Below are 12,191 nucleotides of genomic sequence, written 5' to 3'. Positions count from 1 at the left end.
ATGGACGACACTGCCCTCCTCCGCCAGACGATCCGTCGGTGTACCGCGGTACTTGTTGTAACGCTTGCCACTGTTGGAGTGAGCCTGCAGAGTGCCTCAGAAGCGAGCTACTTGCTCATACTGGCCACTGGCGCAGTGGTGTATCTCGCTGCTGAGTTCATCAGGGTGAATCCGACTGCTGAGAACGCCAGTCGTTCCTCGTCTACAGATGACGAGAGGTAAGTACGTAGTCTACCGCTGCTGGACGACGGCGTCACAGTCCGGACACCGGAGCTCCAAACTGTTCTCGGTTGCTTTGGCTGTCCAGTCGCCAGTCACTGCGCTCTCGTGCCCACAGTCGGGACAGAACAGCGATGTCTTGGACCGTGTCTGTGGTGGGGGGTCTGAATCGACCGCGCTGGTCGTGTAGATTTCGGTGGAGGTCATCAAGGAAAAGAATGCGCTGTAGGCTGAAAAATGTGTCGGCAGAATGTTTGATTGTTCACGCACGATGTGGAATTACCATAGTTTAAATTCCCCGAATTGTGGATATTTGTTCCAGATATTGCCTTTTACATGTACATTCGGTCATCTAGGAGCTGCTCGGAATCGGCCGCCTCCATCCGCTCTGCGAGCGCCTGGTAGTGGGCTTCGATGTTCGCGGCGAAGGCTTCCAGCGGCCCGGTGTCGATGTCGATTGCGTGGGCCGCTCCCAGCGCGGTGAGCAGTCTGATTGCGGCGGCCGCGTCGGGCGCTTGCGGGTGAGTCGGCGTCGTAAACACGCCGGTCGGAAACGACTCATCAATGCCTCGCGCGACTAGCTCCGCACTCAGTCCATCGAGAAATCCGTTCCCCATCGGCCTGATGTCGGTGTCGTCGAGATACGAGTCCCGGTACGCTGGCGTTGCGATGTAGAACGGAACGTGGTCTTCCGGGCCGTGTGCGACGGGAGCGCCGGTGAGCATCGTCATGTTCGAAGCATCTAGTTTTCTCCCAGCAGTCGTGATTGCCGCGGCGAGCGCTCCAGCCTGGGCCGGCGGTACGAACCGCTCACCCACGACGACGGCAAACGACGCTGCCTCGTCCGCGTACAGCCGCGTGTGGTGTCTCGGGGTCCCGTTCTCGAAGGGCGTGATGAACGGCGGTTCCGTCGTCCGCAGGTGGCCGACCTTGTGCATCGAGTCTTGGTCGGCGAGATAATCGACGGCGGTGAGGCCAGCCAGCCCGTACTCAGAGACACCGATTACCAGCGTATCGACCGGTTGCCGGTCATCTGAGAGGACCACCGAAATGTCATCGGAAGACATAGTCGGTCAGTCGGAGTGCGAGGGCTAAGTAGTTCGGGAGGGGAATCCTTTTCTCGTGGCGGGGTTGAATCCCTGGCATGCGTTTTGGCCCTGTCTGGCCGTTGCAGACGCCCACTCCGACGCCGACCGAAGCCGCGACGGAAGTGGCGACAGAAGTGGCGACTGACATCGGTGGGTTGCTCCCGTTCTCGATTCCGGTGTGGGTGGCGAACATCGGGCGGTCTCTGATTGTCATCGGGCTGGCAATCGTTGTCTCCCGTCTTCTCGTCCGTCTTCTCGGTCGACGCGTCGCTCGGCAGTTCCGGCGGCCGAGCCTCACCCGGACGGTTCTGCGCGGCATCCGTGTCAGCGTGTACGTCTTCGCGTTGCTGACTATTCTGAACATCTACGGCCTCCAACTGGGTGACATCGCCCTCTCGGTCACCGTGTTCACGGCCGTGGTCGGTGTCGTGCTCGCCCCGATCCTTGGCAGCTATATCTCTGGGGTGTTCCTGCTGGCCGACCAGCCCTACGAAATCGGTGATATGATCGAACTCGCCGACACTGGCCAGCAAGGGTTCGTCGAGGACATCACGCTCAGACACACGAAGGTGTTCACCCTCGACAACACGTTTCTCGTCATCCCCAACGGGGAGATCCGCCAGCGGGATGTCGTCAACTACTCCGCGGAGGACTCACGGACGCGGCTGTCCCTCGATGTGCTGGTCACCTACGAAAGCGACATCGCTGTCGCGCGGACTCTTATCGAAGCGGCGGCCCGGGAAGTGGACAACGTCATCTCCGGCGGGCCGGACATCCGCGTCGGTGCGGCCCGATATCCCGCCTCGCCGACAGTGTATATCAACAATTTCGCTGACCACGGCGTGTTGCTGACACTCCGGTACTGGGTGACCGAACCGTACAAACTGCTCGCTGTCCGTTCGAAGGTCCAGACAAACGTCTGGCAGCGGCTCGAAGATGCAGACGTCGAGATCGCCTATCCCCACTCGCACCTGTACTTCGACGACACCAGCGGTGAAATGAACGTCTCACTCAATAACGGGTTTGATGCCATAAACGGCATTGACCGGACCCGTACGGCCACCGGTGACTCACCCGTCCCACCCCATCAGGACCCTGATGACCTCGCCGACGAGTGACGGCTAGACTGGGCATCCGGCTCGACGGTGACGATTTCGCAGTCGAGTTCCTCGCGGAGGAACTGTTCGACATCGGGGTCGTCGACCAGCCGGCGGATCATCTGTCGCCAGCGACTCGCCTGTTTGCTCCCGATGACGACGATGTCGGCGTCCTGTGCGGCGACCTCGTCGAGAATAGTCTCTTCGACGAGCATCCCCGACCGGACGACGTACCGCGTCCGCGGGACGTGGCCGAACGACTGCTCGACGGCACGTTTGAGTTCTGTCCGGTCGACACGGTGGCTGTTCTGGTATAGGTTTACATGCAGGACGGTGAGGTCCGCGTCTTCCTCGTCGGCGATCTGAATGGCCTCCGCGAGCGTGGCTCGGGAGTTCTCCGAGAGCGGGTATCTGACCGGGACGACGACCTGTGGCATCGGCCGAACGTACCGTGCCGAGGTTTAAATCGCTAGCGGCGAGTGAGTCTCCCATCGACCGCCGGGTCGATGTCCGTCTCGCGGACGTAGTCGGCCAGCGCTTCGTACTGTACGTCGGCGACGCTGACCCGGTGGGACTCGGTGAGGACCGGAAACTCCAGCTCGGTGTAGTAGAGGTAGTTACTCGTCGCGAGCGTGTAGGTCTCGTCGTCGCGGACCGGCTCTCCGTCGACCCGCAGTCGCTCGATGGTTTGTGTCTCATCGTTCCAGATCAGTTCGACGCCGCTGAAATGAGCGTGCCACCAGCTCTGGTCGCCGAACGCGACCTGTTGTCCGCTTCCCTGTCGACACAGCGTCCGGAGCTCCGCGCCCGTCAGTTCGGCGACAGTCAGCGGTTCCTCGAACGGAACGACAGAAATCATATCGGCGACCGTCAGCGCCCCATCGAGCGGAACCGTGTCGTTCCGGAGACCGCCGCTGTTCTGGAGGGCCACATCTGCGCCCGTCGCCCACCGGTACGCGTCCGCGACGAGGTTGCCGAGCCGACACTCGCCGCCGTAGGTCGTCGCCTGCCGTCGGTCGAGAGGCTCGGCGACATGCCCAACGACTTCGTCCAGTCCAGCTGCGGAGAGTCTGTCCTCGATAGCTGCCGCGAGTCGGGCGTCGACAGGGCCGTCGGCGGCCTCGCGGAACTGCGCAGTCGGTTTCGGCCCGGTGAGGTCCACCTCGACAACGGCCTGGCCGTTGGCTCCGGGTCTGGTGAGCAACGTCCCGGCGACGCGGTCGATACGGCGCTCGTGGACGTGCCCGCCGAGGATTACGTCTACGTCGCAAGCGCGGGCCAGTTTCTCGTCAGCCCGCCCCAGGTGTGAGAGCACGACGACGACGGCCGCCCCGTCGTTCCGAAGCGCTGTGGCCGCTTCGCTGACGGCCTCGACAGGGTCGGTGAACGTCAGCGTCGTCGCCTGTGGATTAGCCGAGGCCGTGTCCGGGCTGGTGACGCCGACGAAACCGACCTGCACTCCGTCGACGGCCCGACTCGCCCACGGTCGGGTCACCCGTCGAGCGAACCGCTCGCCGTCCTGTTCGACGTTCGCAGTCAGCCACGTCTGTGGCGACCGTGCCATAATCGCCCGCGTCGCATCGAGTCCGTGGTCAAAATCGTGGTTGCCCAGCGTCTCGAACGCGGGCGTCAGCGCGGTAAAGAGGTCGAGCGACTGCTCGCCGTCGGTGACCAGCGACAGCACCCCCGGACCGGTGTTGTCCCCGGTGCCGACCACCAGCGCATCCGAGCCATCAGCGGCGGCCACTGTCCCCGCGAATCGACCGATTCGCTCGGGTGTGTCGTACGCTTTCTCCACGTCAGAGTATTGAATCAGCCGGGGACTCACACCCACAGTGCAGGGGAACCAGTCACTAATGGTTTCCGCAGTGATTTAGCCGCTGGCCTGTCATGATCACGTATGGACGCACTCGACGGTCCTGACGGGGAGACACTGTATGTCGACCGCAGCGACGGCGACATCGGCACGAAAGGCGCGTTTTACGTCGTCTACCGCGACGCCGACCGCGAGCGGCGCTGGGGCTATTTCTGTAGCAACTGCGAGACGTTCAACAACGCGATGGATTCGATGGGGCGCATCCGCTGTAACGACTGCTCGAACCTCCGCAAGGCCGAGGAGTGGGACGCCGCCCACGAGTGACAGCGGACCCGGGCGACCGGACTGTTTTCCCTTCTGACCGCCTCGGTGAGTCGGACAGTCGCTCAGAGAACCGGTCCCCTGCCAGTACCGATCCACCCGCTCAGCGCAGCCGCCGTCTGTCCCAGTGAACTGTCAGCTAGGTGGCTAGTGGGAACGTTTATGCGATAGCCAATGATACTAACTCTCAGATGGGGGCCGTTACCACATCACTCGACGAGCAGGCCCGGTCGATATTCGACGACCTCGGATACACCGTGTCGCGCACTGGCACCGAACTGCGAGCGGAACACGACTGGCGGGTCGTCACGGTCTCAGTGCTCGACTCGCAGGACCCAATACCAGAGAGCGGCAATCTGCGCTGTTTCGTCACACGCACTGGCGAGGCAACACACCTCAGCCGCCGTCTCAATCGGCTAGACGTATCATATGACTGGGCCGTCATTGAAATCACCGAAGATGGCGACTACGAGGTGGTTCGTCACCCCGACGACACAGCCATGTCGGCTGACGCCAACACTTAGGAGTCTCTCCGTTCACCATCCGGCGTGCAAGTCGGTGTCATCAATCGAGCACTCGAACAGCTAGTCACGAACGTCGTCGACGCACTCCCGCGGCTTATAACCGCGTTCGTCTTTCTCGCCATCGCTGCAGTCGGCATCAAGGCAATCATGTTCGTCGTCCAGGCCGTTCTGAAGCGGTCGCTGCCCGGCGAATCACCCGTGTACCGACAGTTTCTGTCGGTGATCGTACTCGTGTTTCTGTGGTTCGGCGTGGCGCTCTCGTTCCTCTCTATCGTCGGCCTGACCGCCATCGCCGCATCTCTCGGAACGGCGACCGGATTCCTCGCACTTGGCGTCTCGTACGCGCTCTCGGAGATGATAAAGGACGCCGTCGCGGGCGTCTATCTCCTCCGCGACCCCGACTTCAACCCCGGTGACACGGTCAAAGCCGGCGACACCACCGGCGAGGTGGCCGCCATCGAACTCCGGAAGACGCGGTTCCGTGTCGACGGTGACACCGTCGTCAGAGCTAACGCGGCCATCGAAGAACGCTGGACGAAAGTCAGCGCCGAGTCCTGAACGAGGGCGAGTCCCGCGCTACCCGTTCACACGAGGTGTTTAAGCCTCTCGCCATCATATTCGGTGTATGTTCGTCGGGCATGCGCTGTTTGCGTTCGCCCTCGGAGCCCTCGCCGCGTGGTGGCTTGGACTCTCGCGCGAGCGAGCGGTCCAGTTGGGCGTCGTGGCCGGCCTGTTCGCCGCAACTCCCGACGTTGACATCGTCTACGCCCCCTTCGGACTCCTCGTCGGGGCTGCCGAGAACCTGACAGCGGACGGCTTCTGGGAGACAGCGAACGTCGTCCACCGCGGGCCGACACACTCGCTCGTGCTGGGGGTCGTACTCGCCGCCGCGGCCGGCCTCTGGGCAAGTAACTCTCGGACTGGCCGAGCCCTCGTGCTGGCCATCGGCGTCGCACTGACTGTTCTCACGGGCACACTTAGCGGTCCCGTCGCAGGACTCGTGACGCTCGTATTCATCGTAGCCGTGCTTGGTGTCGCCACAGTCGCACAGTCACGCGACATCAGTTCCCGGACGGTGGCCGGGCTGGCCCTACTGGGACTGCTTACCCACCCGTTCGGTGACCTCTTTACTGGCGGCCCGCCCCCGTTCTTCTACCCCTTCGACGTGAGCCTCGTCGCCGAGCGGGTGATACTCCACCCCGACCCGACGACGCACCTCCTGGCGGCGTTCGCCATCGAACTCGCGACGGTGTGGCTCGCCGTGTGGACGTACGCCCACCTCCGCGGATACGTGCTGACCGAACTCGTCCGTCCCCGGGCAGCGCTGGGAATTGGCTACGGGGCAGCTGTCCTGTTCTTGCCCGCACCGACGCTCGAAAAGTCGGCACACTTCGTGTTCAGCGTCCTCGCGCTGGGCGTCGTCGGTGCACCGACTCGGCCCTTCAGTGACGGTGTCGACTGGCTGGAGACAGTCGTGACGGGGCTGGCAGCGGTGACCATCGCCGCACTCGCGTACGCCATGGCATATGGGGCTGTCTGAAACAGTCCCCGCCGATATCGGTCGATAGGGTTTTTCCAGTCCGGGCTCACCAGACAATATGAGCCGAGACGTGGCGCGGTTGCTCCGGGACAGGCGCGTCAACGCCCTCGCGGCGTGGTGCATCGTCGCTATGCTGGCGGCCGTTTCGGTGACAAGTGCCGTTCAGGCCGACCTGTTGTGGGCCGGATTCGCGGCGGCCGTTGCGGCGCTGGCGCTGTTTCCGCCGGTTCTATTGCGCAACCGGGACGCCATGCTCCCCTGGGAAATCCTCTTGCTTGCGGCGTCGCCCGTCGTTGGCCGTCTGTTTGCAACGCTCTCGATGACCGGCAATCTCGCGACCTACCTCTCGGTTGCCGCCATCGCGCTCATCCTCGCCGTCGAACTCCAGCTCTTTACGCCCGTCCGGATGACGCCCCGGTTCGCCGTCGTCTTCGTCGCCATAACCACGATGGCTACCGCCGGCGTCTGGGCCGTCGTCCGCTGGGTAGCCGACCAGTTTCTCGGGACCACCTTCATCCTCGATCCGACGGTGTCCGAACACGTCATCGAGGAAGCGGTGATGTGGGAGTTCGTCGCGTCGACTATCGCCGGCATCGGTGCCGGCGTGGTTTTCGCGTACTACGTCCGCCGGCAGGCCGGGATCAGCCGCGTCCCCGAGGAGGTCCAGTCGGACGTATGAGGGTCCGTGACCGCTTCAGCATCAGCACAGCGACACAGCAACGGCTTTCGCGAGCCCTGTCACTCGCACTCATCGGCCTGCTTGCGGTTGGGATCGAGCGAGGCAACGTCGGTATCATCGTCAATTCGGGCGTCGCCATCCTCGTCACGCAACTCCCGGCGCTGCTGGAACGGGACTACGGCATCGCGCTCGACCCAGCATTGACTCTGTGGATCACCTCAGCGGCGTTCTTCCATGCACTCGGAACCGTTGGTCTCCCGGGGGCCGAGGAGAACTTCTATGTCACCATCTGGTGGTGGGACCACTTCACCCACGCTCTCTCGTCGTCGGTCGTCGCCGCGGTCGGGTACACGACGGTTCGCGCGCTCGACGAACACACCGATGAGATCTCGATTCCCCCGCGGTTCATGTTCGTGTTCCTCCTCCTGTTCGTGATGGCATTCGGCGTCTTCTGGGAGGTTATCGAGTTCTCGATCAGCCTCGCCGCGTCGGCGACCGGGAACGACACGATTCTGACACAGTTCGGGCTCAGCGACACGATGCTCGATCTCGTTTTCGATGGTATCGGCGCCATTATTGTGGCTATCTGGGGGACCGCACATCTCACCGACGCTGTCGGTCACGTCGAGGCACTGTTGAACCGCCAGTCGCAGTGACCTGTCCGTACTTTTATCACATCGGTGTGTGAACAAATGTCACGCAGATGGTTTTCAAAAAGATCACACTCATCGGAACCAGTTCGGAAAGCTTCGATAAAGCCGCCGACGACGCCATCGAGCGCGCGGAGGCGACACTGGACAATCTCAAATGGGTCGAAGTGGAAGAACTCGGCGTCGAAATCGCCAGCGTCGAAGGTCGCGAGTATCAGGCCGAGGTCGTCGTAGCGTTCGAACTCGAAGAGTAGCTACGTCCGGAAGGACTCGCCACAGCCGCATTCGCTGACCACGTTCGGGTTCTGGACGTGGAACCCGGCCCCTTGCAGGCCGCCCTCATAGTCGAGTACTGACCCTTCGATGTAGTCGATACTGGCGTCGTCGACGAACACGCGAAGCCCGTTGCGCTCGAACACTTCGTCGTCGTCTTCCGGTTCGTGTTCGAACCGCATCCCGTATGAGAGGCCGGCGCAACCGCCCTGTTGGACGTACAGGCGGAGCCCGGACTCCTCGACGTCCATGCCTTCGCTTTCGAGAAGGTCCAGTGCCTCTCCCGCTGCCTGCTCGGTGACGGCTACGTCCTCGCCCCCGAGGTTCGGGTCGCCGTCGTCCGCTGTGCTGCTCATACACAAGTATCCACGCCCGAACGTGTTAACAGTGACGCCGGTGGAACACTGTGGCAAGCGTCAGAGACGGACGGCACCGGGAACCGCGTTACTCCTCGAACCGTTTGCGGACGCTCTGGGCGTGGGCTTCCAGCCCTTCGGCTTCGGCGAGGGTTGTAATCGTGTCCGAAATATCGTCCAGCGAGTCCTTCGAGAGTCGCTGGACCGTCGTCGACCGGACGAACGTGTCCACGGAGAGGCCGCCGGAGACTCGTGCGCTGCCGCCGGTCGGCAGGACGTGGTTCGTCCCGGTCGCGTAATCGCCGGCCGCAACAGGGCTGTACGGGCCGAGGAACACGGACCCGGCGGAGGGAATCCGTTCGAGGAGCGATTCGTCGTCGGCGGCCTGAATCGAGAGGTGCTCGGCGGCGTACTCCTCGGCGAAGAGGACAGCCTCGCTCATCGAGCGAGCGAGGAGGACGCCGGACGCGTCGTTGTCCAGCGCGGCGCGGATGACCGCCTCGCGCTCCCGGCCGTCGGCCTGCTCGTCAACGGCCTCGACGACTTGCTCGGCGAGGGTCTCGTCGTCGGTGACGGCGACGACGGAGGCGTTCTCGTCGTGTTCGGCCTGTGCGACGAGGTCCGCTGCGACCAGTTCCGGGTCCGCGTCGCCGTCGGCGACGACCATAACCTCGGAGGGGCCGGCAAGGAAGTCGATGGCAACGTCGCCACGGACCTCGGCCTTCGCCGCCGTGACCCAGCGGTTGCCGGGGCCAACGACAATGTCGGTCGCGCTGACGGTTTCAGTCCCGTAGGCGAGCGCCGCGATGGCCTGTGCGCCGCCGACCTGATAGACGGCGTCGGCTCCGGCGACGTGGATAGCCGCCAGCGTGACGGGATTGACCTCCTCGGCCGGCGGGGTGGCGACGGCGACGTGCTCGACGCCGGCGACTTTCGCCGGGATGACACCCATCAGCACGCTCGAAGGGTAGGCCGCTGTGCCGCCGGGCGCATACACACCAGCGCTATCGAGCGGCCGGTACCGACGGCCGAGTTCCCGTCCGTCGAAGTCGTCGCGCCAGTCTTCGGGGACCTGTCGCTCGTGGAACGCGCGGATGTTCGCCGCGGCGTCCTCGATGGCCGCGCGCACGTCGTCGTCGACCTCCTCGTAGGCTCGCTCGGCGGCGTCCGTGACGTCGATATTGCCCACCGAGACATCGTCGAACTCCTCGGCGAAGCGCCGCAACGCCACGTCACCCTCCTCGTGGACCTGCGAGACAATATCCCTGACATCGTCTCTAACGGCGTCGACACCGGCGTCGCGGTCGAAGAAAGCGGCCCGTTCGTCGGGACCTAAGTCGGCTATCGGCCGTACGTTCATACGCCTGGTTCGGGACGGGGCAAAAAACGGGTTTCCCTTCGTCGGCCGGGGGCGGCCGCGAGCGCGGCGTGGGGGAGACGCGCCGCGTCCCGTCGACCTCTCGTCACCGTTTTCCGACACTCGGGCCTACGGGCGGTATGGCTTCAGCCGACGACCATCGTCGCCGGACGACCGACCTGCCAGCGGCGGCGACCGACTACTTCGCGCCCGAACTGGACGCTCTCGACAGCTATCTCGACACGGTGCCGGCGACCATCGACGCGGCGGCCGGGGACGCCGCCGTCGGCCCGATACACGCCCTCCCGTGGTTCTACGTGGCCGACTTGACCGGCTGGCGCGGCAGTACGCTCGCCCGCCTGCTGGCCGCGGAGGCGGGCGCACCCTGCTACGAACTCTCGGCCGGGGCCGCGGACGCGCTTCCGGCCCTGTGGTCCGTCGTCGACGAGAGCGGGCGCGGCCCCGTCGTGCTCCACCTGGAACTGCAGGGCGAGGGCGGGCGGATTGTACGCACGCTTCGGGAGGCGCTCCGCCGTGACTACACGCATACCCCTGACAGCTGGGACGAGCCGGTTCGCGGCGACCCGGCGAACCTCCACGTCGTCTTCACTGACACCAACCCCTCGAAGCGGCTATCCGTGCCGCTGCCCGCCGCGACGACGCCCACCACCGGCGCGGTCCTCTCATATGCGCCTCGCTGGAGTATGCTCCCGGAACGACCCGACGGAACGACTGTGCTTCCGGACCCGCCAGCGCTCCACGACCGCGAGGCCGAACTTGAGCAGTTCCTGCTGGCTGCGCTGGCTGAACGCGGTAGCGACGACGCCAGACAGCAGTACGTCGACAACGCCGTCGAAATCCTGTCGATAACCCACTCGCTCATCGGGAAGCGCGACCTGCTGTTCGACGTGTCGCCGCGGCTGGCGCTGAAGTACGGGGCGCTCCTTGAGGAACTCTCGGTCGGTGCGGCGACGGAACGACTCGGCCGGGACGTACTCGGACAAGTGCCACAGAGCCCCGGGAGCGAGGGGGTTCGGGCGACGCTGCGGGACCTGCTGCCGGAGTGAGTGCGGGCGACGGCGCTCAGTTCGCGTCGCTGACGATTTTGACGACCGTTCCCTCTTCGAGTTCCGTCTCGTCGCTGATGCGCCGGTTCTCGCGGGCGTCGACGGCGTGGATGTAGCCGTCGCCGATGTCCGAGTGGACGGCGTAGGCGAGGTCCTTCGGCGTCGACCCGCTGCGCAGCAGGAACGCGTCGGGGAGGACGTTCCCCTGGCCGTCGGTCCAGTGAGTCTCGTTCTGGACGGGGTAGGCGGTCAGATGGTCCAGCAGGTCGTAGACGGCAGTGTCGAGCGCGCCCTGAACGCCGGTGCCATCCCACTCCTCCATGACGCCGCGGATGCGGTTCAGCCCCTCCCGCTGCTGGTCGCTCACGTCGCCGACGATGTCGAAGTCCGGGTCGCCGGGGTCGTAGTCGACGACGCCGGCCTGCGCGGCGTTACGCAGCGCGAGTTCGCCGTCGGCCGTCGCCGGCACGACCACGTCGGCGGCCGCCTGCAGGGCCTCGATGTTCCCTTCGGGGGCGATGTCGGCCTTGTTCGCGACGACGACGAGCGGCTTCGTCCGCTGGCGGATCTCCGTCGCCAGCGCCTCGCGGTGTTCGTCGGTCCAGGCGATGGGGTCCTCGGGGTACTCCAGGTCCCGCAGGGTGCGGGCCACGTCGAGTTCAGAGGCTCCGACACCGGCCAGCATATCCACGAGCGACTCGTCGAGTTTGAAATCCGGCGAACGGGACTGGCGCTCGATTGACTCCCAGTTGCGTTCGACGATGCTGGCGAGCCACAGATCCATCTCCTCCTCGACGAAGTGAACGTCCTCGACGGGGTCGTGCTCGCCGACCTCGACGGGTTCGCCCTCGGCGTCGGTGCCGCCGGAGGCGTCGACGACGTTGAGAATTACGTCGGCGGTCGACAGTTCGTCGAGGAACTGGTTCCCGAGGCCACGGCCCTCGTGAGCCCCGGGGACGAGGCCGGCCACGTCGATGAGTTCTACCGGGACGTACCGCTTGCCCGCCCGGCAGTTGTCGTCGCCACAGCGCTCCTCCCGGTCGAGACAGGGACAGTCCGTGCGGACGTGGCTGACCCCGCGGTTGGCGTCGATGGTCGTGAACGGGTAGTTCCCAACGTCCACGTCGGCCATCGTCGCCGCCTTATAGAAGGTAGACTTGCCGGCGTTCGGTTTGCCGGCCAGCGCGATAGAGAGCATGTCAGC

The 12,191-nt window shown here is 64.5% G+C and carries 17 protein-coding genes; 10 read left to right on the top strand and 7 right to left on the bottom strand.

The window, feature by feature from the left end; translation table 11 throughout:
* Positions 1-222 carry a hypothetical protein gene (locus BVU17_05035; protein AUG46916.1) on the top strand — a complete coding sequence of 74 codons (222 nt, stop codon included), beginning with the start codon at positions 1-3 and terminating at the stop codon, positions 220-222.
* 9 nt (positions 223-231) lie between these two features.
* On the opposite strand, the gene BVU17_05030 is transcribed toward BVU17_05035, so the two are convergent.
* Both BVU17_05030 and BVU17_05025 read right to left on the bottom strand, forming a co-directional pair.
* On the bottom strand, positions 232-426 hold the full coding sequence (locus tag BVU17_05030) for a hypothetical protein (protein AUG46915.1): 195 nt from the start codon (positions 424-426) through the stop codon (positions 232-234).
* A gap of 125 nt (positions 427-551) precedes the next feature.
* Positions 552-1,286: a hypothetical protein gene (locus tag BVU17_05025; GenBank protein ID AUG46914.1), complete on the bottom strand. Its 735-nt coding sequence runs from the start codon at positions 1,284-1,286 to the stop codon at positions 552-554.
* A 77-nt stretch (positions 1,287-1,363) separates the two neighbouring features.
* Between BVU17_05025 and BVU17_05020 the strand changes: the two genes are divergently transcribed.
* Positions 1,364-2,425, top strand: coding sequence for a mechanosensitive ion channel protein MscS (locus tag BVU17_05020; GenBank protein ID AUG46913.1), 1,062 nt, complete (start codon positions 1,364-1,366; stop codon positions 2,423-2,425).
* Here BVU17_05020 and BVU17_05015 read toward each other — a convergent pair.
* Positions 2,395-2,841 carry a universal stress protein UspA gene (locus BVU17_05015; GenBank protein ID AUG46912.1) on the bottom strand — a complete coding sequence of 149 codons (447 nt, stop codon included), beginning with the start codon at positions 2,839-2,841 and terminating at the stop codon, positions 2,395-2,397. The genes BVU17_05020 and BVU17_05015 overlap by 31 nt on opposite strands.
* A 32-nt stretch (positions 2,842-2,873) precedes the next feature.
* Complete coding sequence (locus tag BVU17_05010) at positions 2,874-4,232, bottom strand: bifunctional metallophosphatase/5'-nucleotidase (protein AUG46911.1); 1,359 nt, start codon at positions 4,230-4,232, stop codon at positions 2,874-2,876.
* 72 nt (positions 4,233-4,304) lie between these two features.
* Here BVU17_05010 and BVU17_05005 point away from each other — a divergent pair, with 72 nt between their 5' ends.
* The 7 genes from BVU17_05005 (at position 4,305) to BVU17_04975 (ending at position 8,188) form a co-directional block, all read left to right on the top strand.
* The gene (locus tag BVU17_05005; protein ID AUG46910.1) at positions 4,305-4,544 is read left to right on the top strand and encodes a GNAT family acetyltransferase; all 240 of its coding nucleotides are present in this window, start codon (positions 4,305-4,307) and stop codon (positions 4,542-4,544) included.
* Positions 4,545-4,732: 188 nt separating this feature from the next.
* The gene (locus BVU17_05000; protein ID AUG46909.1) at positions 4,733-5,065 is read left to right on the top strand and encodes a hypothetical protein; all 333 of its coding nucleotides are present in this window, start codon (positions 4,733-4,735) and stop codon (positions 5,063-5,065) included.
* Positions 5,066-5,089: 24 nt separating this feature from the next.
* Positions 5,090-5,623: a hypothetical protein gene (locus BVU17_04995; protein AUG46908.1), complete on the top strand. Its 534-nt coding sequence runs from the start codon at positions 5,090-5,092 to the stop codon at positions 5,621-5,623.
* Between the two features lie 67 nt (positions 5,624-5,690).
* Positions 5,691-6,605 carry a metal-dependent hydrolase gene (locus BVU17_04990; GenBank protein ID AUG46907.1) on the top strand — a complete coding sequence of 305 codons (915 nt, stop codon included), beginning with the start codon at positions 5,691-5,693 and terminating at the stop codon, positions 6,603-6,605.
* Positions 6,606-6,663: 58 nt separating this feature from the next.
* Positions 6,664-7,284 carry a hypothetical protein gene (locus tag BVU17_04985; protein ID AUG46906.1) on the top strand — a complete coding sequence of 207 codons (621 nt, stop codon included), beginning with the start codon at positions 6,664-6,666 and terminating at the stop codon, positions 7,282-7,284.
* Positions 7,281-7,940 carry a hypothetical protein gene (locus BVU17_04980; GenBank protein ID AUG46905.1) on the top strand — a complete coding sequence of 220 codons (660 nt, stop codon included), beginning with the start codon at positions 7,281-7,283 and terminating at the stop codon, positions 7,938-7,940. The genes BVU17_04985 and BVU17_04980 overlap by 4 nt, the downstream gene beginning before the upstream one ends.
* A 47-nt stretch (positions 7,941-7,987) precedes the next feature.
* Positions 7,988-8,188 (top strand): dodecin, encoded by a 201-nt coding sequence (locus BVU17_04975; GenBank protein ID AUG46904.1) that lies wholly within the window; start codon positions 7,988-7,990, stop codon positions 8,186-8,188.
* On the opposite strand, the gene BVU17_04970 is transcribed toward BVU17_04975, so the two are convergent.
* Together BVU17_04970 and BVU17_04965 are read right to left on the bottom strand one after the other, a co-directional pair.
* Positions 8,189-8,563 (bottom strand): iron-sulfur cluster assembly accessory protein, encoded by a 375-nt coding sequence (locus BVU17_04970; protein ID AUG46903.1) that lies wholly within the window; start codon positions 8,561-8,563, stop codon positions 8,189-8,191.
* An 88-nt stretch (positions 8,564-8,651) separates the two neighbouring features.
* The gene (locus BVU17_04965) at positions 8,652-9,923 is read right to left on the bottom strand and encodes a histidinol dehydrogenase (protein AUG46902.1); all 1,272 of its coding nucleotides are present in this window, start codon (positions 9,921-9,923) and stop codon (positions 8,652-8,654) included.
* Positions 9,924-10,060: 137 nt separating this feature from the next.
* On the opposite strand from BVU17_04965, the gene BVU17_04960 reads away from it, so the two are divergent.
* On the top strand, positions 10,061-10,987 hold the full coding sequence (locus BVU17_04960) for a hypothetical protein (protein AUG46901.1): 927 nt from the start codon (positions 10,061-10,063) through the stop codon (positions 10,985-10,987).
* A gap of 16 nt (positions 10,988-11,003) precedes the next feature.
* Here BVU17_04960 and ychF read toward each other — a convergent pair whose 3' ends face one another.
* A complete protein-coding gene (gene ychF, locus BVU17_04955) occupies positions 11,004-12,185 on the bottom strand; it encodes a redox-regulated ATPase YchF (GenBank protein AUG46900.1) in 1,182 nt (393 codons plus the stop codon).
* Positions 12,186-12,191 lie beyond the last annotated feature (6 nt).

It is taken from the genome of Haloarcula taiwanensis, from assembly GCA_002844335.1.
In the GTDB taxonomy this organism is placed as follows: Archaea; Halobacteriota; Halobacteria; order Halobacteriales; family Haloarculaceae; genus Haloarcula; species Haloarcula taiwanensis.
This window is presented reverse-complemented; position numbering and strand designations above follow the sequence as displayed.

Excerpts from the sequence above, each read along its gene's own strand:
- BVU17_05035 (AUG46916.1), top strand. The coding sequence starts at position 1 with ATGGACGACACTGCCCTCCTCCGCCAGACGATCCGTCGGTGTACCGCG.
- BVU17_05030 (AUG46915.1), bottom strand. The coding sequence starts at position 426 with ATGACCTCCACCGAAATCTACACGACCAGCGCGGTCGATTCAGACCCC.
- BVU17_05025 (AUG46914.1), bottom strand. The coding sequence starts at position 1,286 with ATGTCTTCCGATGACATTTCGGTGGTCCTCTCAGATGACCGGCAACCG.
- BVU17_05020 (AUG46913.1), top strand. The coding sequence starts at position 1,364 with ATGCGTTTTGGCCCTGTCTGGCCGTTGCAGACGCCCACTCCGACGCCG.
- BVU17_05015 (AUG46912.1), bottom strand. The coding sequence starts at position 2,841 with ATGCCACAGGTCGTCGTCCCGGTCAGATACCCGCTCTCGGAGAACTCC.
- BVU17_05005 (AUG46910.1), top strand. The coding sequence starts at position 4,305 with ATGGACGCACTCGACGGTCCTGACGGGGAGACACTGTATGTCGACCGC.
- BVU17_05000 (AUG46909.1), top strand. The coding sequence starts at position 4,733 with ATGGGGGCCGTTACCACATCACTCGACGAGCAGGCCCGGTCGATATTC.
- BVU17_04990 (AUG46907.1), top strand. The coding sequence starts at position 5,691 with ATGTTCGTCGGGCATGCGCTGTTTGCGTTCGCCCTCGGAGCCCTCGCC.
- BVU17_04985 (AUG46906.1), top strand. The coding sequence starts at position 6,664 with ATGAGCCGAGACGTGGCGCGGTTGCTCCGGGACAGGCGCGTCAACGCC.
- BVU17_04980 (AUG46905.1), top strand. The coding sequence starts at position 7,281 with ATGAGGGTCCGTGACCGCTTCAGCATCAGCACAGCGACACAGCAACGG.
- BVU17_04975 (AUG46904.1), top strand. The coding sequence starts at position 7,988 with ATGGTTTTCAAAAAGATCACACTCATCGGAACCAGTTCGGAAAGCTTC.
- BVU17_04970 (AUG46903.1), bottom strand. The coding sequence starts at position 8,563 with ATGAGCAGCACAGCGGACGACGGCGACCCGAACCTCGGGGGCGAGGAC.
- BVU17_04965 (AUG46902.1), bottom strand. The coding sequence starts at position 9,923 with ATGAACGTACGGCCGATAGCCGACTTAGGTCCCGACGAACGGGCCGCT.
- BVU17_04960 (AUG46901.1), top strand. The coding sequence starts at position 10,061 with ATGGCTTCAGCCGACGACCATCGTCGCCGGACGACCGACCTGCCAGCG.
- ychF (AUG46900.1), bottom strand. The coding sequence starts at position 12,185 with ATGCTCTCTATCGCGCTGGCCGGCAAACCGAACGCCGGCAAGTCTACC.